Below are 24628 nucleotides of genomic sequence, written 5' to 3' on the forward strand. Positions count from 1 at the left end.
AATGCAAGCCTAAGACCGGGGCGAAAAGAAATGAAGGGGTTTTTAAGACAAAGTGACGCGCAATTGATTTAACGCAATTTTTGCAGGGGAATTTCCCGCTGTCCGAAAACAGCGGGAAGGGCAGGTATCAGGCAGAGAAAAAGGCCATCAGCACCGGCGCAATCAGGCTTAACACAAAACCGTGAACCACCGCCGGCGGCACCATATCCAGCCCGCCGCTGCGTTGCAGAACCGGCAGGGTAAAGTCCATCGACGTCGCGCCGCACAGACCCAGCGCGGTCGAACGGCTGCTGCGCACCAGCGTCGGGATCAGCATGATGGCGCAAAGTTCACGCGCCAGATCGTTAAAGAACGCAGCGCTGCCAATCACCGGCCCGAAAGAGTCAGTGAGAACGATACCGGAAAGGGAATACCAGCCGTAACCGGAGGCCAGCGCCAGACCGGTTTTCAAAGGCAAGCCGAGCAGCAAGGCGGCAATCGCACCGCCGATTAACGCGCTGACCGCCACCACAACCGCCACCATCATGCCGCGACGGTTCAGGATAATCTGGCGCAGCGTCATGCTGCTGTTACGCAGTTGCAACCCCACCAGCGCCAGCAGGAATAACAGCGCGATTTCGCTGGCCTGTGAGGCGAATGTCAGCCAGTGCCATTGTGTCAGACCCAGCGCAAAACCGCCTATCACCACGCCGCAGAGTTTCAGGGATTCCAGCGCCATGTGAAGGCGTGAAGGCAGCGTTTCCTGCTTATGTTGGGTTTTCCACGGGCGGCGGCGTTCGAGCAGCCACAGCGCGGCGTAGTTCATCACGAAAATACACAGGAAGCAGACGCCAGCATATTTGAAAATCAGCAATAAATTCTCACTGAGATTGTCGAGGAAAGCCAGACTGATGCCCATAATGAAAAGAATGACGTACACCATCCAGCTCAGCAATTGGTTAACCAGATGCAGCATCGACCGGTTTTTGAGCGGAATGAGATATCCGACAATCAGCGGCAAAAGAATAATTAACAGCCCGGAATACATAATGCAAAAATCCCTGAGAAGTGAGGTTCCATGAACGGAGCGCGGCACAGAAAATACCGCCCGACACGCTAACGAAAAGTAATCAGACTGTAAAGCGCCTTCGGCACGCAGAGCGCGTTCTGCGGACTTGACCTGAACCCTTTTTTAACGCCATGCTCAGGGAAGCACTGAGCGCACAGGAGGCGTCTGATGTATCTGGAACATATTGATATTGTCGGTTTTCGGGGTATCAACCGGCTGTCTCTGACACTGACGCAGCCTGCGCAGCGGGGCGCTTCAATCACCGCTTCTGCACATCAGGGGCAGGCCGAATCCTCAATGACCAATACGGTACTGATTGGTGAAAACGCCTGGGGTAAATCCAGCCTGCTTGACGTCCTCACGCTGCTGCTTTCGCCTGAACCCAAACTTTACTGTTTTAAAGAGGAGGATTTCTATTTTCCCGCCGGGGAACAGGAATCCAAATCACAGTATCTGCACGTCGTGTTTACGTTTTGTGAAAATCAGGCCGGGCACCATACGTCGCCGCGATTTAATCCGTTATCCCCTCTGTGGGTAAAATGCCCCGACAAGCTGAACCGTATTTATTACCGGCTGGAAGGGGAACTGGACGATGACGGCAGCGTGATGACGCTGCGTAGTTTTCTGTCATCCAACGGCCAGATGTTAAATCTGACAACGATCGACCCGCTGGCGCTGGCGCTGATCCGCCTGAATCCGGTGCTCCGTTTGCGCGATGCACGCTTTATTCGGCGTCTGCGCAGCGAAACGCTGGCTCCGCGTCTGGCGGAAAATAATGAAGAACTGGCGAAACAGCTCGACGAGCTGACGCGCGGGCTGGTGCATAACCCGCAAACGTTGACCAACAGCGAACTGCGCAGCGGGTTGTCGGCGATGCGGCAGTTGCTGGAGCATTATTTTGCCGAGCAGGGCACGTCGAACAGCGCGCCGTGGCAGCAAAAACGTCATGGGCGGGCGGAGAGCCGAAGGGCGTGGCGATCGCTGGATAACATCAACCGCATGATTGCCGAGCCGAACAGCCGCAGTATGCGGGTGATGCTGCTGGGGATGTTTTCCACGTTATTGCAGGCCAAAGGCTCAGTGGTACTGCACCCGGACGCACGACCTTTATTGCTGATTGAAGACCCCGAAACCCGTCTGCATCCGATTATGCTGTCGGTCGCGTGGGGATTGCTGGATCAGCTGCCGTTACAAAGGATCACCACCACCAATTCCGGCGATTTGCTTTCGCTGGTGCCGGTCGAGCAAATTTGCAGGCTGGTGCGTGAATCCGGGCGCGTCGCGGCGTACGGCATCGGGCCGGAAGGGCTGAGCATGGAAGACAGCCGTCGCATCGCGTTTCATATCCGGTTTAACCGGCCTTCGTCTTTGTTTGCGCGCTGCTGGTTGCTGGTAGAAGGCGAAACGGAAGTGTGGCTGCTCAATCAGCTGGCGCGTCAGTGCGGTTATCATTTCGAATCTGAAGGCATCAAGGTGATTGAGTTTGCGCAGTGCGGCCTGAAGCCTTTGCTGCGCTTTGCCCGGCAGATGGGCATCGAATGGCACGCGCTGGTCGATGGCGACGAAGCCGGGCGTAAATACGCGGCAACGGTGATTGCCAATGTGGAAAGTCACGACGATACGCTGCGCTACCGGCTGACGGCGCTACCTTCACAAGATATTGAGTATTTCCTGTATCGCGAAGGCTTTGAGGACGTGTATCGCAAAAATTCGGCGATACCGGTGAACGTGCCAATGGCACCGAGAAGAATTATTGATAAAGCGATTCACCGCAGCTCAAAACCCGATCTGGCCATCGATGTGGCGATGGCGGCGTCGCTGCGGGGAACCTCGTCGATTCCTCCGCTGCTGCGGCAAATGTTTTCCCGCGTGGCCTGGCTGGCGCGCGGCAGGGCGGATTAAGCCGCCTTGGTTTCCTGCAGGGTGGTCGGGTGGCCGTGCCCGCGGGTGAAAGTCTGGCGGATCTGACTTTCCAGGTCATCCAGCAACTGATAGCGGCGGCGGTATTCAGAACGGCGTTTGCTGGCGATTTCCTCCAGCGGCCGGTGGGCAATCTGGCGCGGCAGATGGAAATATCCGTCTTCGCCCGGTTTTGCCTCCATCGTTTCCCAGAAGCTGTCGTAATCTGCAAACACCTTGCCTTTGCATTTTTTATAACGCGAATTCTCATAAATGTGTGTGTGGTTACCGACCGCCACAATCTGCGTCATGCCGGTGACATCCGCCAGTGTCGTCAGCGCTTCAATCACCAGACGTTTTGGAAATAAACCGTGGCAGGCTTTAGTTGCCCGCTGAATTTCCTGATGATCTACGTTCGCCTTTGGCCCCTGCAATGCGCCAATAAACAGCGTCGGCTTCCCCTGATATTTAATAAACGAGAACGTCACGATGGCAATAGAAACGCCTTCGGTATTATGGAACGTCAGCGTGGCCTCGCCTTCTTTATCCAGACGGGCGATGGCGTTAAAAGAGATGGCGTAACGCTGCTCTTCTTTGCCGGTCAGCGTGGCGATCGCCATTTTTTTGCTGCTCAGATAACCGTGGTTAATCGCTTCCGGCAGACAATGGCCGATCATGTTGTAGTGATCGGTGATGCGTTTCATCGCCTGTTCCGGCGTGATATTGGCCGCCTGATAAGCGCGGTGCAGTTTGCACGGCAGGCTCGGCATGGCAGACAGAATTTCATCACGCTGCGGATGCCGGGCGAGATAATCCAGCATCCCGAAAGTCCGGCGCGGATGCAGCAGCGCACGGTACAGGAATTTAAGCCGGTAACGCGGCAATTTCCATGACGGGCCCGGTACCGTGCGGCAGGAGAGTAATGCCGTCATCAACTGCAGGCCGGAAAGCGGAGCCTTTTCTGCGGAAGGGTAGCTTAAAGTGGTCATGGAATTACCTGTCAAAGTGAACCGGATATCGGTAGCCGTTATTTCAACAGGGGGACAATAAACAGGTGTGCAACGGGGTAAATTATGAAGAAAGTGAACGTGATTGGTTGAGATTGTGTTTAGACTTAATTTGTTTTATGTCCTGTCTTAGCAATCGGTGTCTAAAAAATGACCTTTTTTTCGCATGCAGGGCTTGAAGCCTGAAGCATTCTCCCCCATAAATAAAAATGCCAGTCAGTGAGCGACCGGCATTTGATTTTTGAGTGAACACACGCTGAGTGTGATTCGGGGCTGTGTGCTGAACCGGTCAGGCGACCGCTTCGCTTTCCACCGGGATAATAAGGCTGGCATGATTCCCCTTTGGGCCTTCATGTACGTCGAAGTTAACCTGCTGTCCGGCCTTGAGTGTCCGGTAACCCTCCATCTGGATTGTGGAGTAGTGAGCGAAGATGTCTTCACCGCCATTTTGCGGGCAAATGAAGCCAAAGCCTTTAGCATTATTGAACCATTTAACAGTACCCGTCTGCATGCTTCTACATCCCTCTCATGACTAGTCTGGTCGTAAATAGATAAAGCCAGTTGAGTGAGCACGAAGGCCAGAACGCAGCGGATAGGCACCTGTTCAGGTCTGTTTGCTCTCCATTCAGCTCACGAATTTACACTCTAGTGGAATAGAGTTGGACGTCAAGGAAACGGCATTTGTCCTGAGGGAGCAGATAACCAAAGTTTGAAGCAGGTAACGCTATTGACATATTTTGTTAAAATTTCAGTAGCGGGGAGTCGGGTGCAGGGAAGACATTTTGTGCAGCGGCAAGGCGAGGCCAGAGATGGTAAAATACCGGGATAACAGCGTGAGACTCTGCAGAAAGTCTTCATGCTGGTGTATTTGGCTTCCAATACGATCTTCACAGGTGATGAACAGGCAATGGGCAATAATCAAGACTGGCTAAACTTTGAACATTTGACGGCGAATAAACAAAAGGATGAGGTAAAACCGCCATCTATGTATAAAGTTATATTAAACAACGACGATTACACTCCAATGGAATTTGTGATTGACGTTCTGCAAAAGTTCTTTTCTTATGACATTGAACGTGCAACGCAACTGATGCTCCAGGTGCACTACAGAGGCAAAGCGGTCTGCGGTGTTTATACCGCCGAAGTCGCGGAAACCAAAGTCGCACATGTGAATGAGTACGCCAAGGAGAATGAGCATCCGTTGCTGTGTACGCTGGAAAAAGCCTGATTAAGGCAATCTATTTGGGAGGTGCCTATGCTCAATCAAGAACTTGAACTCAGTCTCAACATGGCTTTCGCAAGAGCCCGTGAGCACCGGCATGAGTTTATGACCGTGGAGCACCTGTTGCTGGCGTTGCTCAGCAACCCTGCTGCCCGTGAAGCGCTTGAAGCTTGTACAGTTGATCTCGTGGCCTTGCGCCAGGAACTGGAAGCCTTCATCGAGCAAACCACACCCACCTTACCTGCCAGTGAAGAGGAACGTGATACCCAGCCTACGCTGAGTTTCCAGCGCGTTCTGCAACGTGCGGTATTCCACGTTCAATCTTCCGGTCGCAGCGAAGTGTCTGGCGCCAATGTTCTGGTCGCGATTTTCAGCGAGCAGGAATCACAGGCTGCCTACCTTCTGCGCAAACATGATGTCAGCCGCCTTGATGTGGTGAACTTTATTTCGCACGGTACCCGTAAAGATGAAACGGGCGGCCAGGCGCAAAACAATGCGGAAAGCCCAGTTAACGAAGAGCAGTCGGCGGGGGAAGATCGTATGGAGAACTTCACCACTAATCTTAACCAGTTAGCGCGCGTAGGTGGCATTGATCCGCTGATTGGCCGTGATAAAGAACTGGAGCGCGCAATTCAGGTGCTCTGCCGTCGCCGTAAAAACAACCCGCTGCTGGTGGGCGAGTCTGGTGTTGGTAAAACCGCCATTGCCGAAGGTCTGGCATGGAGAATTGAGCAGGGCGATGTGCCGGAAGTCATCGCCGAGTGCACCCTGTATTCGCTGGATATTGGTTCTCTGCTGGCGGGTACCAAATACCGCGGTGATTTCGAAAAACGTTTCAAATCCCTGCTGAAACAGCTTGAGCAGGATAAGAACAGCATTCTGTTTATTGATGAAATCCATACGATTATCGGTGCCGGTGCGGCGTCAGGTGGTCAGGTGGATGCGGCTAACCTGATTAAACCGTTGCTGTCTAGCGGCAAGATCAGAGTGATCGGCTCAACAACCTATCAGGAATTCAGCAATATCTTTGAGAAAGACCGTGCCCTGGCGCGTCGCTTCCAGAAAATTGATATTACTGAGCCTACTGTTGAAGAGACCGTTCAGATCATTAATGGCCTGAAAACCAAATACGAAGCGCATCACGATGTGCGTTATACCGCGAAAGCGGTGCGTGCAGCGGTTGAGTTGTCGGTTAAATACATCAATGACCGTCATCTGCCGGACAAAGCCATCGACGTTATTGACGAAGCAGGCGCACGCAGCCGGTTAATGCCGGTCAGCAAACGCAAGAAAACCGTTAACGTCAGCGACATTGAAAGCGTGGTTGCGCGTATTGCCCGTATCCCGGAAAAAACCGTTTCGGCAACAGACCGCGATGTGCTGAAAAACCTGGGCGATCGTCTGAAAATGCTGGTCTTCGGGCAGGATCCTGCCATCGAAGCACTGACCGAAGCGATCAAAATGAGCCGTGCCGGTTTGGGTCAGGATCACAAACCTGTCGGTTCATTCCTGTTCGCCGGGCCTACAGGTGTCGGTAAAACAGAGGTCACGGTTCAGCTGGCAAAAGCGCTGGATATCGAACTGCTGCGCTTTGACATGTCGGAATACATGGAACGCCACACGGTCAGCCGTCTGATTGGTGCGCCTCCGGGATATGTTGGGTTCGATCAGGGCGGTTTACTGACGGATGCGGTGATTAAACATCCTCACGCCGTGGTGCTGCTCGATGAGATCGAGAAAGCCCACCCGGACGTTTTCAATCTGCTGTTGCAGGTGATGGACAACGGGACGCTGACCGACAACAACGGCCGTAAAGCGGACTTCCGTAACATCATTCTGGTGATGACCACCAACGCCGGTGTGCGTGAAACGGAACGTAAATCGATTGGTCTGGTTCATCAGGATAACAGCCCTGATGCGATGGAAGAGATTAAACGTACCTTTACGCCTGAATTCCGTAACCGTCTGGACAATGTGATCTGGTTCAACCATCTGTCTACGGATGTTATCCAGCAGGTTGTTGATAAGTTTATTGTTGAACTGCAGGCGCAGCTGGATGCGAAAGGCGTGTCACTGGAAGTCAGTGATGAAGCCCGTGACTGGCTGACGGTGAAAGGCTATGACCGTGCGATGGGTGCGCGTCCGATGACCCGAACCGTTCAGGAAAACCTGAAAAAACCACTCGCTAACGAACTGCTGTTTGGTTCACTGGTGGATGGTGGTTCCGTCTCTGTGACACTGGATAAAGAGGCTGACAAGCTGACGTATCACTTCATGAGTGCGCAGAAGAAAAAACCGGAAGGCGCGGTGCACTGATTTTCATCAGCGATGAAAAAAACAAAAGGCGATGTGAAAACATCGCCTTTTTTCTTTCCGAAATTCTTTATTTAATTGCAGGAATTAGTGAGGGATTTCTGAAAGGATAATGAAAAAAATGCCGAATTGCGGATACCACAAAACGCCCTTGCAAAAGCAGGAAGGGCGAAGAGGGTATCCTCAGGTATCGCCGGAAACTCAGCGATGAGTGAGCCGCTTATTAACGGCTACGGAAGACAATGCGGCCTTTGCTCAGGTCGTACGGGGTCAGCTCTACAGTGACTTTGTCGCCCGTCAGGATGCGGATGTAGTTCTTACGCATTTTACCGGAGATGTGAGCGGTAACTACGTGTCCGTTTTCTAATTCTACGCGGAACATAGTGTTTGGCAGCGTATCAAGTACGGTGCCTTGCATTTCAATGTTGTCTTCTTTGGCCATCGAATCCTCTAGGTCTAACTACCATAGTTTTTAACCGGCAAGATAATGCCGAAAAACCCACATTATGTAAAGAAGTATGGTTCATGACCGCACCTATTCCCTATCCTTCGGGAACACCGGCTGGTCTTCGTCATGTGGGGATAAGTCTTGTGGCAACCAGCAATCCGCTGTTAACGCGCGTTGCGCAAGTTCGGATAACTGCTGCAAAAATTGGCGGCGGGGGATCTCTCTCGCACCCAGCGACGCAGTGTGAGGGTTGAGCACCTGACAGTCAATCAGTTCTCCTCCATTGCGGGAAAAATGTTGGCAAAAGACCATCAGCGCGCACTTCGAGGCATTTTCCCGGCGACTGAACATCGACTCGCCGCAAAATAATCCGCCGACGGATACGCCGTATAAACCACCCACCAGTTCATCTCCTTCCCAAACCTCAACCGAATGCGCACGGCCTGCTTCATGCAATTCCTGATAACCGCGCTGAACCAGAGGACCAATCCAGGTGCCGTCTTCGCGCTGCATAGCGCAGGCACGGATCACCTGTTCAAAACGCTGGTTGATCGTATAGCGGTAAGGTTTTTTGCGCATAAAACGTTGCAGGCTACGGCTGGCGTGGCGTTCTTCGGGAACCAGAATGGCGCGCGGATCGGGCGACCACCAGAGGATCATCTCGCCGGGTTCAAACCAGGGGAAAATCCCGTTTTGATAAGCTGAAAGCAGGCGTGGCGCCGTCAGATCCCCGCCGATAGCCAGCAGGCCGTTCGGCTCAGGCAGAGCCGTGTCAGGATCCGGAAAATGAACGGAATTGGCCTCAAGCTTAACTAACCGCATAGATCTCCTTATCCGGCGACCTGCGGGCCGCCGTTAAAACCCGGAACTCACATCAGCCTCGCGACAGAAAACGTGCGTAACGTCCCTGTGCGGCGGCCAGTGTCTGATGATCACCCTGTTCCACAATCTGACCCTCTTCCATGACACAAATTCTGTCGAGATTTTCCAGACCGTGGAGACGGTGCGTCACTAAGAGTAGCGTTTTATTCTGACAATGCTTGTGCAGCAGTGCCAAAATATGTTGTTCCGTTTCAGCATCCAGCCCTTCGGTTGGTTCGTCGAGCAACCACAGCGGAGCATCGTGCAAAAGGGCTCGGGCAAGGCCTAAACGGCGTTGCTCACCACCGGAAAGCTGACGGCCACCTTCGCCCAGCCACGCGTTAAGCCCTTCTTTTTCCAGAAGAACGTGCAAATCTACCTGTTTCAGAACGTCCGCAATCTGTTCATCGGAACATTTCGGCGATGCCATCCGCAGGTTTTCACGCAGCGTGGTGTTGAAAACGTGTACGCGCTGGCTGACGACGGTGATCGTCCGGCGCAGCGTCGCTTCATCGTATTCCGTTATGTCATGGCCGTTGAGCATCAGCGAACCACTGCTGATGTTCCAGCCACGCGTCAGCAACTGTAAAAGCGTGGACTTGCCACAACCGGTCTGGCCGAGCAGGGCGATATGTTCACCGGCGCGGACATCCAGCGTGATATTTTTCAGCACCGGCAACGGCTGGCCCGGATAGCTAAAATTAACGTCTGTGAGCGAAAGGCTGACCTGTTCACCGGCGGCCGGGCCTTGTGGCGGAAATGCCACGTCGGCGGGCTGGCTGATGATCTGGGTTACGCGCTGCGCCGACGCGATAACCTGCCCGAGATGCTGGAAGGCCGCAGCAACCGGCCCGAGCGCTTCAAACGCCGCTAACGGTGTGAAGACAAACAACGCAATCAGCGCGCCGGGTTGCGGGAAAGCACTGAGCCCGCCCGCCGCCAGCCACAGCATCAGCGTGACCGTCAACCCTGCGGCCGCAATAATCATCGCCTGCGAAAGTCCGGTTAGCTTTGCTTGCTGCTGCTGGCGCAACATCCAGCGGCGTTCAATATCATCCAGTTGCTGGCGGAATTGCGACTGTGCGCCAAAAACCACCAGCTCGCCTTGCCCCTGCAACCATGCGGTCAGCTGTGTACGGTAATCGCTGCGCAGCGCTGTCAGTTCGCGTCCCGCAGGTTTTCCGGCGCGGTAGAAAATCACCGGCAAAAGCACCATCAGCGCCAGCATAATGCCACCCAGCGTCAGTGCCAGCCTGACATCCAGGAAACTCAGCCCGAAAGTCACCAGAATAATCACCACCAGCGCACTGATGAGCGGCGATATTACGCGCAGATAAAGGTGATCCAGCGTATCGACGTCGGCGACGAGGCGGTTGAGCAAATCGGCCTGACGAAAGCGTGCAATACCGCCTGGCGTCAGTGGCATGATTTTGGTGAATGTGAATACGCGAAGGTGAGCCAGCACACGGAAAGTCGCATCATGGCTGACCAGACGCTCGGCGTAACGCCCTGCAGTCCGGGTAATGGCTGCACCGCGAACACCCGCCGCAGGCAGCATGTAGTTAAACGTGTAGAGCCCGGCCAGGCCTGCAACGGCAGAGGCTGCCAGGAACCAGCCGGAGAGCGTGAGCAGCCCGATGCTGGCCATCAGCGTGACAATTGCAAGAATGACACCCAGTGAAAGGCGGAACCAGTGACGGCGATATAACGCGAGATAAGGCAGAAGAATTCTCATGATTACAGCTCCTTACTGCGCTGAGATAACAGGCTGGCGAACAATCCGCCCTGAGCAACCAGCTGCGTGAATGTCCCGCGCTCGGCGATGTGCCCTTTATCCATGACCCAGATTTCGTCGTAGTCGCGCGTATCTTCGAGCTGATGGGTAACCAGCAACGCAGTCTGCGATTTGGACGCCTCGTTTAACGCACTCATGACGCGTTTTTCGCTGTGTGCGTCAAGACTTGCCGTCGGTTCATCGAGCAGCAATAACCGGCAGGGAGAAAGCAGGGCGCGTGCGACAGCAATACGTTGAGCCTGACCGACAGAAAGCCGCGCGGCGCTGTCGCCCAGTTCCGTTTCCAGACCGTCAGGCAGCAGCGGCAGGAATTCATTCACATACGCACGGTCAATGGCGCTTTGCAGTTGCGTTTCACTGATATCCGGCTGATTCAGCAGAATATTCGATCGCAGCGTCTGTTCCGGCAGATGGGGATTCTGGCCGACCCAGCTAAGTTGTTTACGCCATTCATCATTGCGTAAGGTTTTCAGCTCAATGCCGCTGGCGCTCAGGGAACCCTGATACGGCAGAAAACCGAGAAGCGCATTGAGCAGGGAGCTTTTGCCCGCTCCGCTCAGCCCGACAATCGCAATACGTTGCCCGGCCAGAACGGTAAAGTTAAGCGGGCCGGCCAGCGTTTTCCCCTGCGGCGACTGAACCAGCAGGTCTCGTGCTTCAAGCGAAACGTCCTGACCTTGTGGCCAGCTTTTATCGCCGTCACCCATCTCTGATTCGTCGGCGCTCAGGAAGGTCAGCAGGCTTTCAGCCGCGCCGACCGCCTGCGCTTTGGCGTGATAGAACGCGCCTAAATCACGCAGCGGCTGGAAGAATTCCGGTGCGAGGATCAGCACCAGGAAACCGGCAAAGAGCGTGACCGGCGTGCCGTAACTGCCAAAATTCAGCTCGCCCAGATAGGAGAAACCAAAATAAACGGCGACCACGGCGATGGAAATTGACGCGAAAAACTCCAGTACGGCAGAGGACAGAAATGCCAGACGTAAAACGTCCATGGTGCGTGCGCGGAAGTTTTCGGTGGAGCGTTTGATTTTCTCCACTTCGGCGCTGCCGCGGTTGAAGAGACGCAGCGTGTCCAGACCGCGCAGGCTGTCGAGGAAATTACCGCTCAGACGCGCCAGCGCGACAAAGTTACGGCGGTTTGCATCCGCAGCGCCCATGCCGACCAGCGCCATAAACAGCGGAATCAGCGGGGCGGTGAGCAGCAAAATTAATCCGGCGGCCCAGTTAATCGGGAATACGCTCACCAGAATCAGCAGGGGAATAATCCCTGCCAGCACCATTTGCGGAAGGTAGCGGGCATAGTAATCCTGCATATCTTCGATTTGTTCAAGAATAATGCTGGCCCAGCTACCGGCGGGTTTGCCCTGGATCCACGCGGGCCCCAGTTTTTCCAGACGATCCAGAACCAGTTTGCGCATTTCCTGACGAATAACCCGCCCGCAGATAAAGCCCACCTGTTCGCGTATCCAGGTTACGACGGCGCGCAGAACGAACGTCAGGGCCATCAGCAGGAAGCTTTGTAAGAGGGTTTCACGCGGCACATGTTCGATGATCAGACCGTGTAACAGTCCGGCCATCAGCCAGGCCTGGGCGAGGATCAGTAAACCAGATAACAAACCCAGCATCATGGACAGACGGATCCAGCCTTTAGCGCGTGAGCTTTGTTGTTTTAACCAGCGGATAAGTTCTTGTTGTCGTGTTTTATTCATCAGGCATCAGTCTGCGCAGCAATCCGGGTGGGAGGCCGCTCATGTTACATGCTTGGGATAGTACTGAAAACAAGAAGGCGGCAATTAAGCCGCCCAATTCGTTACTCTTTATGTGGACTCTGGGTCCGGTAATTACCCCAGAGAGTAATTATAAATCCGGCGCTTGCGATAAACCGTCCAGATAACGTTCGGCGTCGAGTGCCGCCATACAGCCTGTTCCGGCAGAGGTTATTGCCTGACGATAGATATGATCCATCACGTCGCCCGCCGCGAAAACGCCAGGGATGCTGGTCTGCGTAGCGTTGCCATGCGAGCCTGACTGTACTTTGATGTAGCCGTCTTTCAGTTCCAGCTGACCTTCAAAAATGCCGGTGTTCGGGCTGTGGCCGATGGCGATGAACACGCCAGCGACGTCAACCTGTGATTTTTCGTCAGTGCGGACATCCAGCAGGCTTGCGCCGGTAACACCCATCTGATCGCCGACCACTTCGTTCAGCGTTTTGTGCGTGTGCAGAACGATGTTGCCACTGGCCACTTTTGCGTTCAGACGGTCAACCAGGATTTTTTCCGCGCGGAAACTGTCGCGACGGTGGATCAGGTGAACTTCAGAGGCGATGTTCGCCAGATAAAGGGCTTCCTCTACGGCTGTGTTACCGCCGCCGACGACCGCCACTTTCTGGTTACGATAGAAGAAACCATCACAAGTCGCACAGGCAGAAACGCCGCGGCCTTTGAACGCTTCTTCTGAAGGCAGACCGATATAACGTGCGGATGCGCCGGTGGCGATAATCAGCGCGTCGCAGGTGTATTCTCCGCTGTCACCAGTCAGGCGGAACGGACGGTTCTGTAAATCAACTTTGTTGATGTGGTCGAAAATGATTTCGGTATTAAATTTGGTCGCGTGCTCATGCATGCGCTCCATCAAGCCCGGACCGGTGAGACCTTCCGGATCACCCGGCCAGTTTTCCACTTCCGTGGTGGTGGTCAGCTGACCACCTTTTTCCACGCCGGTGATTAAAACCGGGTTCAGGTTAGCGCGTGCTGCATAAACCGCAGCGGTATAACCCGCCGGGCCGGAGCCCAGAATCAATAATTTACTGTGTTTAACCGTACTCATGCGTAATTCATCTCCGCGATGGCGACTAGCGATAATCCGATTGTAGGGAAAATAGTGCGTTAAAAAAAGTAAACTCAGATGTTGTTAACGATTTGTCTGATAGTTTTTACTGCTCAACCCGCGTAGAAAGGATTTTGCCGCAGGTAACTGTTTGATGGTTAGGGCAAAAAAACAGCGTAAAAGTATTAACGCGTTGGCGAGTTGTTTACCAGTACGCGGCTTTTTAGATACAAATCACGGCAGTTTGTGTGGATTTGACTGAATTAAGACGTGAACTGAATTGTTATTGTTCAAAGATAAAACACAGCTAAAAAGGGGGCGCTGCCTTTTCAATCTGGCACGTTCTTCTGATTTTGCTTCTTTTACTTTGACAATCCGCTGTGCATTTGCGAAAACATCAGGGGAAGAAGAAATTAACTGCCTGTCTGTGACTTGAAATTATGCAATTGGCTGCTACCGGATCCGTTTCGGTCTTGCTTTTTGGCTTTTGGTTACAGCAGGGTTTAGTGAATCAGGTTGGCAGTTTACAACCTATTAATTTCGCAAGGTTATTTCTTTTGAGTATCCGCTTGTAGGGCCGTGTTCCTTTTGACAGGGGATCAACACGGCTTTTGGATGCGTAAACCTTAATAATCGGGTCTTCGCTTGGGACAACCCTTAGACATTGAAGTTGGCTGGGGTATGGCAGGTACAGGGAAGGACAGCAGAGAGACAATAATAATGGTAGACAACAAAAAACGTCCGGGAAAAGATCTCGACCGTATTGACCGTAACATCCTCAACGAACTGCAAAAGGATGGCCGGATCTCAAACGTCGAGCTTTCCAAACGTGTGGGATTATCTCCAACGCCATGTCTGGAGCGCGTTCGTCGTCTGGAACGTCAGGGCTTCATTAATGGTTATACCGCATTGCTCAACCCGCATTATCTGGATGCTTCGTTGCTGGTATTTGTTGAGATCACCCTCAACCGCGGCGCGCCAGATGTGTTTGAACAGTTCAATGCGGCAGTGCAAAAACTCGAAGATATTCAGGAGTGTCACCTGGTTTCTGGGGATTTCGACTACCTGTTGAAAACCCGCGTACCTGATATGTCGGCTTACCGTAAGTTGTTAGGTGAGACTTTGCTTCGTCTGCCGGGCGTTAACGACACCCGTACCTATGTGGTAATGGAAGAAGTGAAACAGACGAATCGCCTGGTCATCAAAACCCGGTAATTGTCAGGTGCAAAACCTTGCATTTTTAGCTACACTCCTGTGTATCTATACAGCTATGGCGCCGGGGTCAACTCTCGGCGCTGTTGCTTTTTCTCAGTTCACAGGAACCTGGAGAGCCTTTCTTGAGCCAGGAATATACAGAAGATAAAGACGTTACCCTGAAAAGACTGAGCAATGGTCGCCGTATTTTGGAGGCTTTGCTGGTTGTGGTCGCGATTTTTGCTGCTTACTTGATGGCAGCACTGGTGAGTTTTAACCCCTCTGATCCAAGCTGGTCGCAGACCGCGTGGCATGGGCCTATTCATAACTGGGGCGGTGGTGTGGGTGCCTGGATGGCCGACACGCTGTTCTTCATCTTTGGCGTATTTGGTTACGCGATTCCCGCTATTATTCTGTGTCTTTGCTGGGCGGCTTTCCGTCAGCGTGATAACCAGGATTTCGTCGATTATTTTGCTCTGTCGCTGCGCCTCATTGGTACGCTGGCGCTCATTGTCACGTCTTGCGGTCTGGCATCCGTCAACGTCGATGACCTTTACTATTTCGCTTCTGGCGGGGTGATCGGCAGTTTGCTGAGCACGGCGATGACGCCGTATTTCAATAACGTCGGGGCGACGCTGGTTCTGCTCTGCGTTTGGGCGGCCGGGCTGACGCTGTTCACAGGCTGGTCATGGCTGACGATCGCGGAGAAAATCGGCGGTGCAGTGCTTGGCGTCACCAATATCGTGACCAACCGCTCGCGCCGTGATGAAGATTACGAATACGACGAGCAGGACGATCCGTTACTGGAAGAAGACGACGAAAAACCGGCAGCGAATGTGGCACCCGTCGCGGTGGCGGCAACAGCAGCGGCCGCAGTGCCTGCTGCCGCCATCGCCGCGTCAGATGTCGATGAAGATGACGTTCTTTTCTCTGCGCCTTCCGTAACAGATCCGGCAGTGCAAACCCCACAGGTTTCGCCTGTGACGGCGGCCGAACTGGCTCCTGTTGTGGCGACTGAAACGGTGAATCCTTACGCCGCAGAACCGCCAGTGGCGGATATTGCTCCGCCCCCGCAAGCGCCTCATCCTGCGGCTCCGCCGTTATACAACTTCGAAATTCCGGAAGAAACGCCGGTACCGCGTCACCCGCAACCGGTACAGCAATCACCTTCTCCGGCACCGGTTCATCGAAGCGATGACGATGGCCCGAGCATGGGCAACTGGCAGACGGCGGTTGAACATTCGCGTTCTCCGTTTGATTTCAGCTCAGCACCACCGGATGCCGCGCAGATTGCGAGCGTTGCGGCCACTGCTGCGCTGGCTACCGGTCTGGCGCAGGCTGGTCAGTCTGCGGTGACGTCTGTCGGCAATACGTTTATGCCTGCCTTCAGCGCTGTGAGTGATGAAAATCCTCAGGTGAAGAAAGGCTTCGGGCCGGAACTGCCGCGTCCGAATCCGGTGCGTATTCCAACGCGTCGCGAACTGGCTTCCTACGGCATTAAATTGCCGTCGCAGCGGATGGCCGAACAGCAGGAACACGCACAGGCCGCCGCACAAAAAGATGTCGAGCAATCTGACTGGGATAATGATCCTCTGGCCCAGGCCGATCAGGAAGCCCGACAGGAAGCTGCGCTGCAGGAAGCTTTTGTTGCCCAACAGCAGGAACGCTACGGTGAATCAGTCACTGAAGATGCTCCTGACGACGAAGCGGCATTGCAGGAAGCGGAATTACGTAATGCGTTTGCGGCGCGTGAAAACGCGCGTTATGAGCAGGATGTCGAACCGCAAAGTGGCGTGGTTCAGCACCATCATTCGCAGAACTTGCCGCCAGAAGCGGCAAATACCGCTGCGGATGATTTCGCTGCTGCGGCGATGAAACTGAGCCAGCACGATGCGTTCAGTTTCTCTCCAATGGCTGATCTGGTCGATGATACACCGTCAGAACCATTATTCACCTTGCCCGCGCAGGCAGAAGAAGAGCCGCAACTCGCGACCTTTGCACAACAACCGCCTTATCAGCGTCAGGCGGTTTCAGAGCCTGTGCAACATGCGCAGGAGTATGAAGCGCCACGTCAGTCATCACCGTCATCGCAGCCTGACATGGACAGTTTGATCCATCCGTTCCTGATGCGTAACGAGCAGCCGCTGGTCAAGCCGACAACGCCGCTGCCGTCTCTGGATTTACTGACCTCGCCACCGGCGGAAGCAGAACCTGTTGACGAGTTCGCCCTCGAGCAGATGGGCAATCTGATTGAAGCGCGCCTGAATGATTACCGCATTAAGGCGGATGTTGTCGGGAAGTTGCCGGGGCCGGTTATCACCCGTTTCGAACTGGATCTGGCACCGGGCGTGAAAGCAGCGCGTATTTCCAACCTGTCGCGTGACCTTGCGCGTTCATTGTCCGCCGTCGCGGTGCGTGTCGTGGAAGTGATCCCCGGCAAGCCGTACGTTGGTCTGGAATTGCCAAATAAAAAGCGCCAGACCGTGTATCTGCGTGAAGTGCTGGATTGCGCGAAATTCAAAGAAAGTACGTCTCCGCTGACGATCGTGCTGGGTAAAGATATTTCAGGCGAACCGGTTATCGCCGATCTGGCGAAAATGCCGCACTTGCTGGTGGCCGGTACAACCGGTTCCGGTAAATCTGTGGGCGTTAACGCCATGATCCTCAGCATGTTGTATAAATCCACACCGGAAGATGTGCGTTTCATCATGATTGACCCGAAAATGCTCGAGTTATCCGTGTATGAAGGGATCCCGCATCTGCTGACAGAAGTGGTTACCGACATGAAAGATGCGGCCAACGCGCTGCGCTGGTGTGTCGGCGAGATGGAGCGTCGCTATAAACTGATGTCCGCGCTGGGTGTGCGTAATCTGGCGGGTTATAACGAACGTATCCTTGAAGCGGAAGCGATGGGCCGACCGATTCCGGATCCTTTCTGGAAGCCGGGCGACGGTATGGCTGCAGAACCGCCATATCTGCAAAAAGAACCGTTTATCGTGGTGCTGGTGGACGAATTTGCTGACCTGATGATGACCGTCGGTAAAAAAGTGGAAGAGCTGATTGCGCGTCTGGCACAGAAAGCCCGTGCAGCCGGTATCCACTTGGTGCTGGCAACGCAGCGCCCTTCCGTCGATGTGATTACCGGTCTGATCAAGGCGAACATTCCTACACGTATTGCCTTCACGGTTTCGAGCAAAATTGACTCCCGCACCATCCTTGATCAGGGCGGCGCAGAATCTCTGCTGGGTATGGGGGACATGTTGTATATGGCGCCTAACTCGTCGATTCCTGTTCGTGTTCACGGCGCATTTGTTCGTGATCAGGAAGTGCATGCAGTGGTTCAGGACTGGAAAGCGCGCGGTCGTCCTAAGTACATCGAAAGCATCGTTTCCGGTGGCGACGATGGCGAAGGTGGTGGTCTGGGTCTGGACGGTGATGAAGAACTCGACGCCCTGTTTGATCAGGCCGTTGCCTTCGTCGTCGACAAGCGTCGCGCATCCATTTCAGGCGTTCAGCGTCAGTTCCGTATCGGTTATAACCGCGCGGCGCGAATTGTTGAACAGATGGAAGCGCAGGGCATTGTCAGTGCACCGGGTCATAACGGTAATCGTGAAGTGCTGGCTCCGCCATCACACGAATAAAATATTTTGGTTTAACGGTTTTTGGTTAAGAAGGGTCGCGAATGCGGCCCTTGTGCAAAGATGCGTAAAATGACGGTTTTTCAGATGATTGAGCTACCACCGGGGCGTTGCCTCGGATAGAGTTCGCACCATACGTCTTTTGTCTTCGTGAAAGGCATCGTCTGAAGTTTAAGGATTTTTGAGGTAATGATAAGAATGAAAAAATTGTTATTGGTAGGGTGTTTACTGACTGCATTTACCTCCGCTTCCGTTTTGGCGGATGCCAGCAGTGATCTCAAATCCCGCCTGGGTAAACTGAACACTTTCCACGCCAGCTTCACTCAGACTGTCACCAGCGATGACGGCTCTGCCGTTCAGCAGGGTGAAGGTGAACTGTGGGTCAAACGTCCAAACCTGTTTAACTGGCATATGACGACACCGGATGAAAGCATTCTGGTTTCTGATGGCAAAACCCTCTGGTTCTACAACCCGTTTGTTGAGCAGGTGACCGCAACCTGGCTGAAAAATGCCACCGGCAACACGCCGTTTATGCTGATTACCCGTAACGACAGCAGCGACTGGTCGAAATATAACGTGAAACAGCAGGGCGATGACTTCCAGCTGACGCCGAAAGCGTCCACCGGAAACCTGAAGCAATTTGCGATCACCGTTACGCCGTCAGGCACCATTAAAAGCTTTGCTGCGGTTGAGCAGGATGGCCAAAAGAGCGCTTATACCCTGAAGGGTGAGCAAAATGCGTCTGTCGATGACGCGAAGTTTAAATTTACTCCGCCGAAAGGTGTGACGGTGGACGACCAGCGTCAGTGAGGTTAGCTTGAGTAATCTGTCACTCGATTTTTCCCAGAATGAATTCCAGCCACTGGCCGCGAGAATGCGGCCAGTAACACTTGCAGAATACATAGGTCAGCAGCATCTTCTCGCGCCCGGCAAACCTTTGCCGCGTGCCATCGAGGCAGGGCAGTTGCACTCTATGATTTTGTGGGGGCCGCCGGGAACCGGGAAAACCACGCTGGCAGAACTCATTGGTCGCTATGCGAATGCCGACGTTGAGCGGATTTCAGCGGTCACCTCAGGGGTGAAAGATATTCGCGAGGCTATCGAGCGTGCCCGGCAAAACCGTGATGCCGGGCGTCGCACCATTCTGTTTGTTGACGAAGTCCACCGCTTCAACAAAAGTCAGCAGGATGCTTTTCTGCCGCATATCGAAGACGGTACGATTACGTTTATCGGTGCGACCACAGAAAATCCGTCCTTCGAACTCAATTCCGCCTTGTTATCCCGCGCCCGTGTTTATCTCCTCAAATCGCTGACGGCTGAAGATATCGAAAAAGTCATCGATCAGGCGCTGACAAACGCAGAGCGGGGTTACGCCAATGAAAAAATCCGCGTTCCGCCGGAAACCCGCCGCATGTTATCTGAACTGGTCAACGGCGATGCCCGTCGTGCGCTGAACAGCATCGAAATGATGGCGGATATGGCGGAAATTGACGCCAAAGGCTATCGCACGCTGACGCCTGAATTGCTCACCGAGATTGCCGGTGAACGCAGCGCGCGTTTCGATAACAAAGGTGACCGCTTTTACGATCTGATTTCTGCGTTACATAAATCCGTGCGCGGTTCCTCGCCGGATGCGGCACTTTACTGGTATGCCCGCATTATTACGGCAGGCGGCGATCCGCTTTATGTTGCGCGCCGCTTACTGGCGATAGCGTCTGAAGACGTGGGCAATGCCGATCCGCGCGGTATGCAGGTGGCTATTTCAGCCTGGGATTGCTTTACCCGCGTCGGTCCGGCAGAAGGCGAACGGGCTATTGCGCAGGCGATTGTTTATCTTGCGTGTGCCCCAAAAAGTAACGCGGTCTACAGCGCCTTTAAAGCGGCGATGCGGGATGCGCGAGAAATGGCCGATTACGATGTGCCGGAGCATTTGCGTAATGCACCGACCAAGCTGATGAAAGAAATGGGACTAGGCGCGGAGTACCGTTATGCGCATGACGAGCCTAATGCCTACGCCGCCGGTGAGGATTATTTCCCGCCAGAAATGGCCCGCACCCAGTATTATTATCCGACTTCTCGCGGGCTCGAAGGCAAGATCGGTGAAAAGCTGGCATGGCTCGCTGAACAAGATCAAAATAGCCCCACAAAACGCTACCGCTAATTTTATCGTTGCGGTAAGGTTACCAGTGATAACTCTTTGACACGCTGCTATTTCAGGCGGCGTGCATCGTCAAATTAACATTCAATAACGACACGTACAGGATTAGCATGCTGGATCCCAATCTGCTGCGTAATGAGCTAGACGCAGTTGCAGAAAAACTCGCTCGCAGAGGTTTTAAACTCGATGTGGAAAAGCTGCGTTCTCAGGAAGAACGTCGCAAAGTCTTGCAGGTAGAAACGGAAACTCTCCAGGCTGAACGTAACGCACGATCGAAATCAATCGGTCAGGCAAAAGCCCGTGGCGAAGACATCGAACCCCTGCGTCTGGAAGTGAATACGCTGGGTGAGAAACTGGACGCGGCGAAAGCGGAGCTGGATGCATTGCAGAACGATATCCGTGATATCGCCTCCGCTATTCCGAACCTGCCAGATGATTCCGTACCTGCCGGTAAAGACGAGCACGATAACCAGGAAGTCAGCCGCTGGGGCACGCCGCGCCAGTACGATTTCACCGTCCGCGATCATGTATCGCTGGGTGAAATGGCAGGCGGTCTGGATTTCGCCGCAGGCGTTAAACTGACCGGCGCTCGCTTTGTGGTCATGAAAGGGCAAATCGCCCGCATGCACCGCGCACTGGCCCAGTTCATGCTGGACCTGCACACCGAGCAACACGGTTATCTGGAAGCCTACGTGCCGTATCTTGTAAACCACGAGACGCTGTACGGTACTGGCCAGTTGCCGAAGTTTGGCGAGGATCTGTTCCACACCAAGCCGCTGGATGAAGAAGCCGGCAGCAGCAACTATGCGCTGATCCCAACCGCAGAAGTGCCGCTGACAAACCTGATTCGTGACGAAATTCTGGAAGAAGAATCTCTGCCACTGAAAATGACCGCCCATACACCTTGCTTCCGTTCAGAAGCAGGTTCTTATGGTCGTGATACTCGTGGCCTGATCCGTATGCACCAGTTCGATAAAGTCGAAATGGTTCAGATTGTTCGTCCGGAAGATTCCATGCAGGCGTTGGAAGAACTGACCGGTCACGCGGAGAAAGTGCTTCAGTTGCTGAATTTGCCCTACCGTAAAATGTTGCTGTGTACCGGCGACATGGGCTTCGGTTCAAGCAAAACTTATGATCTGGAAGTGTGGCTGCCCGCGCAGGACACGTACCGCGAAATCTCCTCATGTTCAAACATGTGGGATTTCCAGGCGCGTCGTATGCAGGCTCGCTTCCGCAACAAAACCGACAAAAAACCACGTCTCGTTCATACCCTGAACGGTTCTGGTCTGGCGGTGGGTCGTACGCTGGTGGCTGTGCTGGAAAACTATCAGCAAGCCGATGGCCGTATTGAAGTGCCGGAAGTATTACGTCCGTACATGGGCGGTTTAGAATATATCGGCTAACCCCGCTATGTACTGAATAATATAGCGAAAAAGCGCCTCAGGGCGCTTTTTTTATGGATAAAATCGTGCGCTGCATTAAATTACCGGTATTTCATCTGAGTCAACCGGGCCTTTTTTGATAGCAGACAAAGTTTACTAACCCTTAGTAAGTAATATCCACACCATCTGAGTGGGTACATTTCTGATCTGAAAACACAACTTCACGGCCTGCTCATTTTTTTGCCAGGGTTTTAGCCACCGGTTTCTCACGGGTGTGCTTTGGCGAGGCAACTTAGCGGAGCGCGAAAATGTCGGTAATCAAATCAGATAAAATCACGGAAAAGAACGGTATCAGTCGCCGTACGCTGATGAAAACATCCGCGCTGGCCGGTTTAGCCATCGCGGCGGGGGGCGTTTCACTTCCTTTCAGCCGCAAAGTTTTAGCCGACGTGACCGGTGCTAAAGCTGTTTCAACACCTGAAGATAAAGTGGTATGGGGCGCGTGCTCCGTTAACTGCGGCAGCCGGTGTGCGCTGCGTCTTCATGTCCGTGATGACGAAGTTTACTGGGTCGAAACTGACAATACCGGCAACGATATTTACGGCGACCATCAGGTTCGGGCCTGCCTGCGCGGGCGTTCGAACCGCCGCCGTATGAATCATCCTGAGCGCCTGAATTATCCGATGAAACGCGTCGGTAAGCGCGGAGAAGGGAAATTCAAACGTATCAGCTGGGAAGAAGCCTTCGACGAAATTGCCAATAACCTGAAGCGAATTGTCGCCCAATACGGCAATGAAGCGGTGTATATCAATTATACTTCCGGCGTTGTGGGCGGCAACATTACCCGCTCATCGCCTTACGCCTCGCTGGTCGCTCGTCTGATGAACTGCTACGGCGGTTTCCTCGGCCATTACGGGACTTACAGCACCGCGCAAATTGCCTGCGCCATGCCTTACACCTATGGCAGTAACGACGGTAACAGCACGTCCGACATCGAAAACAGCCAACTGGTGGTTCTGTTTGGCAATAATCCGGCAGAAACACGCATGAGCGGCGGCGGGATTACTTACTACCTCGAACAGGCGCGTCAGCGCTCGAACGCCAAAATGATCGTGATTGACCCGCGTTATACCGATACTGCCGCCGGGCGTGAAGATGAATGGATCCCAATCCGTCCGGGAACTGACGCCGCACTGGTTGCTGGTCTGGCGTATGTTCTGATCACCGAAAATTTGGTCGATCAGGCTTTCCTCAATGCCTATTGCGTCGGTTACGACGAAAAAACCTTACCGGCAGACGCCCCCGCCAACAGCCATTACAAAGCTTATATTCTCGGGCAGGGCGCGGACGGCACGGCTAAAACACCGGAATGGGCTTCACGCATCACTGGCATTCCGGCAGACAAAATCGTGAAACTGGCACGGGAAATCGGTCAGGCTAAACCGGCCTATATTTCTCAGGGTTGGGGGCCACAACGTCAGGCAAACGGTGAACTGACGTCACGTGCGATCACCATGCTGCCGATTCTGACTGGTAACGTCGGGATTAACGGCGGCAACAGCGGGGCGCGTGAATCCACGTATACCCTCACCATTGAACGTATGCCGGTGCTGGACAATCCGGTCAGGACGCAGATTTCCTGTTTCAGCTGGACTGATGCAATTGTGCGTGGCCCTGAAATGACGGCTAAAGCTGACGGCGTTCGCGGGAAAGACAAACTGGATGTGCCGGTCAAGTTCATCTGGAACTATGCCGGTAACGCCATCACCAATCAGCATTCTGACATCAATAAAACCCACGATATTTTGCAGGACGATTCGCAGTGCGAAATGATCGTCGTGCTCGAAAACTTCATGACCTCCTCGGCAAAATACGCCGATATTTTGCTTCCGGACTTAATGACCGTGGAACAGGAAGACATTATTCCTAACGATTACGCCGGGAATATGGGGTATCTGATTTTCATTCAGCCCGCGACATCCGCTAAGTTTGAACGAAAAGGCATCTACGAAATGATGAGCGAAGTCGCACGGCGGCTTGGCCCGGATGTTTATCAGAAATTCACGGAAGGACGTACACAGCGCGAGTGGTTGCAAACGCTTTACGCAAAAATGCTGGCTAAAGACCCGGCATTACCGGCCTACGAAGAACTGCGCGAAATGGGCATTTATAAGCGTAAAGACCCTGCCGGGCATTTTGTCGCCTATAAAAATTCCGTCAGGATCCTCAGGCCAATCCGCTGAAAACGCCGTCCGGTAAAATAGAAATTTACTCTTCCGCTCTGGCAAAAATTGCCGGTGAATGGGAGCTGAAAAAAGACGAAACCATCAGCCCGTTACCGGTTTATGCCTCAACCTTCGAAGGCTGGGACGACCCGAAACGCAGCCAGTTTCCGTTGCAGATGTTCGGTTTCCATTACAAAGCGCGTACCCATTCAACCTACGGCAACATCGATGTTTTGCAGGCCGCGTGCCGTCAGGAAGTCTGGATCAACCCGCTGGACGCACACATCCGTGGCATCCAAAACGGCGACAAAGTGAAAGTCTTCAATGATCGTGGCGAAGTGCGCGTGGCGGCGAAAGTCACGCCGCGCATCATGCCCGGCGTTGTCGCCATGGGGCAGGGCGCGTGGCATCAGGCCAATATGAAGGGTGACCGTATTGACCACGGTGCCTGCATGAACACGCTGACGACTCAGCGGCCCTCGCCTCTGGCGAAGGGTAACCCTCAACATACCAATCTGATTCAAATAGAAAAAGTCTGAGAAGCGCAGGACAAAGAGCCTGGCTCAGTGACACGGTCGTTAAATTTTCGTCCCGTAAACCGGGGCGTATGCG

General features: G+C 53.6%; 16 protein-coding genes and 1 pseudogene. 9 read left to right on the forward strand and 8 right to left on the reverse strand.

Going from position 1 to position 24628, the window contains the following annotated elements; translation table 11 throughout:
* Positions 1-127 precede the first annotated feature (127 nt).
* Positions 128-1027, reverse strand: coding sequence for a LysO family transporter (locus BV494_RS02540; protein ID WP_104921432.1), 900 nt, complete (start codon positions 1025-1027; stop codon positions 128-130).
* Between the two features lie 189 nt (positions 1028-1216).
* Here BV494_RS02540 and BV494_RS02545 point away from each other — a divergent pair, with 189 nt between their 5' ends.
* Entirely contained in the window at positions 1217-2950 is a 1734-nt protein-coding gene (locus BV494_RS02545) for an ATP-dependent nuclease (RefSeq protein WP_104921433.1), read from the forward strand.
* Here BV494_RS02545 and BV494_RS02550 read toward each other — a convergent pair.
* Complete coding sequence (locus BV494_RS02550) at positions 2947-3936, reverse strand: VirK/YbjX family protein (RefSeq protein WP_104921434.1); 990 nt, start codon at positions 3934-3936, stop codon at positions 2947-2949. The genes BV494_RS02545 and BV494_RS02550 overlap by 4 nt on opposite strands.
* 307 nt (positions 3937-4243) lie before the next feature.
* Entirely contained in the window at positions 4244-4465 is a 222-nt protein-coding gene (gene cspD, locus BV494_RS02555) for a cold shock-like protein CspD (protein ID WP_015696601.1), read from the reverse strand.
* Between the two features lie 396 nt (positions 4466-4861).
* On the opposite strand from cspD, the gene clpS reads away from it, so the two are divergent.
* Positions 4862-5182, forward strand: a complete 321-nt coding sequence (gene clpS / locus BV494_RS02560; protein ID WP_104924673.1) for an ATP-dependent Clp protease adapter ClpS — start codon at positions 4862-4864, stop codon at positions 5180-5182.
* 27 nt (positions 5183-5209) lie between these two features.
* On the forward strand, positions 5210-7492 hold the full coding sequence (clpA, locus tag BV494_RS02565; protein WP_104921435.1) for an ATP-dependent Clp protease ATP-binding subunit ClpA: 2283 nt from the start codon (positions 5210-5212) through the stop codon (positions 7490-7492).
* Between the two features lie 220 nt (positions 7493-7712).
* Here clpA and infA read toward each other — a convergent pair whose 3' ends face one another.
* The 5 genes from infA to trxB all read right to left on the reverse strand — a co-directional run bounded on the left by infA (position 7713) and on the right by trxB (position 13419).
* A complete protein-coding gene (infA, locus tag BV494_RS02570; protein WP_002211347.1) occupies positions 7713-7931 on the reverse strand; it encodes a translation initiation factor IF-1 in 219 nt (72 codons plus the stop codon).
* Positions 7932-8024: 93 nt separating this feature from the next.
* Positions 8025-8759 (reverse strand): leucyl/phenylalanyl-tRNA--protein transferase, encoded by a 735-nt coding sequence (gene aat, locus BV494_RS02575; protein WP_104921436.1) that lies wholly within the window; start codon positions 8757-8759, stop codon positions 8025-8027.
* Positions 8760-8811: 52 nt separating this feature from the next.
* On the reverse strand, positions 8812-10533 hold the full coding sequence (gene cydC, locus BV494_RS02580; RefSeq protein WP_104921437.1) for a heme ABC transporter ATP-binding protein/permease CydC: 1722 nt from the start codon (positions 10531-10533) through the stop codon (positions 8812-8814).
* Positions 10534-10535: 2 nt separating this feature from the next.
* Positions 10536-12302 carry a heme ABC transporter permease/ATP-binding protein CydD gene (gene cydD, locus BV494_RS02585; RefSeq protein WP_104921438.1) on the reverse strand — a complete coding sequence of 589 codons (1767 nt, stop codon included), beginning with the start codon at positions 12300-12302 and terminating at the stop codon, positions 10536-10538.
* A 148-nt stretch (positions 12303-12450) separates the two neighbouring features.
* Complete coding sequence (gene trxB / locus BV494_RS02590) at positions 12451-13419, reverse strand: thioredoxin-disulfide reductase (RefSeq protein ID WP_104921439.1); 969 nt, start codon at positions 13417-13419, stop codon at positions 12451-12453.
* Positions 13420-14139: 720 nt separating this feature from the next.
* On the opposite strand from trxB, the gene lrp reads away from it, so the two are divergent.
* From lrp to ynfE, 6 genes and pseudogenes are all read left to right on the forward strand, one after another.
* Positions 14140-14634 carry a leucine-responsive transcriptional regulator Lrp gene (gene lrp, locus BV494_RS02595; protein ID WP_013574775.1) on the forward strand — a complete coding sequence of 165 codons (495 nt, stop codon included), beginning with the start codon at positions 14140-14142 and terminating at the stop codon, positions 14632-14634.
* A 122-nt stretch (positions 14635-14756) separates the two neighbouring features.
* Positions 14757-18254 (forward strand): DNA translocase FtsK 4TM domain-containing protein, encoded by a 3498-nt coding sequence (locus BV494_RS02600; protein ID WP_104921440.1) that lies wholly within the window; start codon positions 14757-14759, stop codon positions 18252-18254.
* 195 nt (positions 18255-18449) lie between these two features.
* On the forward strand, positions 18450-19061 hold the full coding sequence (gene lolA, locus BV494_RS02605; protein ID WP_104921441.1) for an outer membrane lipoprotein periplasmic chaperone LolA: 612 nt from the start codon (positions 18450-18452) through the stop codon (positions 19059-19061).
* Positions 19062-19068: 7 nt separating this feature from the next.
* Positions 19069-20412 carry a replication-associated recombination protein A gene (locus tag BV494_RS02610; protein WP_104921442.1) on the forward strand — a complete coding sequence of 448 codons (1344 nt, stop codon included), beginning with the start codon at positions 19069-19071 and terminating at the stop codon, positions 20410-20412.
* Positions 20413-20519: 107 nt separating this feature from the next.
* Positions 20520-21812: a serine--tRNA ligase gene (serS, locus tag BV494_RS02615; RefSeq protein WP_104921443.1), complete on the forward strand. Its 1293-nt coding sequence runs from the start codon at positions 20520-20522 to the stop codon at positions 21810-21812.
* Positions 21813-22099: 287 nt separating this feature from the next.
* A pseudogene (ynfE, locus tag BV494_RS02620) lies at positions 22100-24555 on the forward strand (selenate/tellurate reductase subunit YnfE).
* Positions 24556-24628 lie beyond the last annotated feature (73 nt).

It is taken from the genome of Rahnella sikkimica (assembly GCF_002951615.1).
GTDB classification, from domain to species: domain Bacteria; phylum Pseudomonadota; class Gammaproteobacteria; order Enterobacterales; family Enterobacteriaceae; genus Rahnella; species Rahnella sikkimica.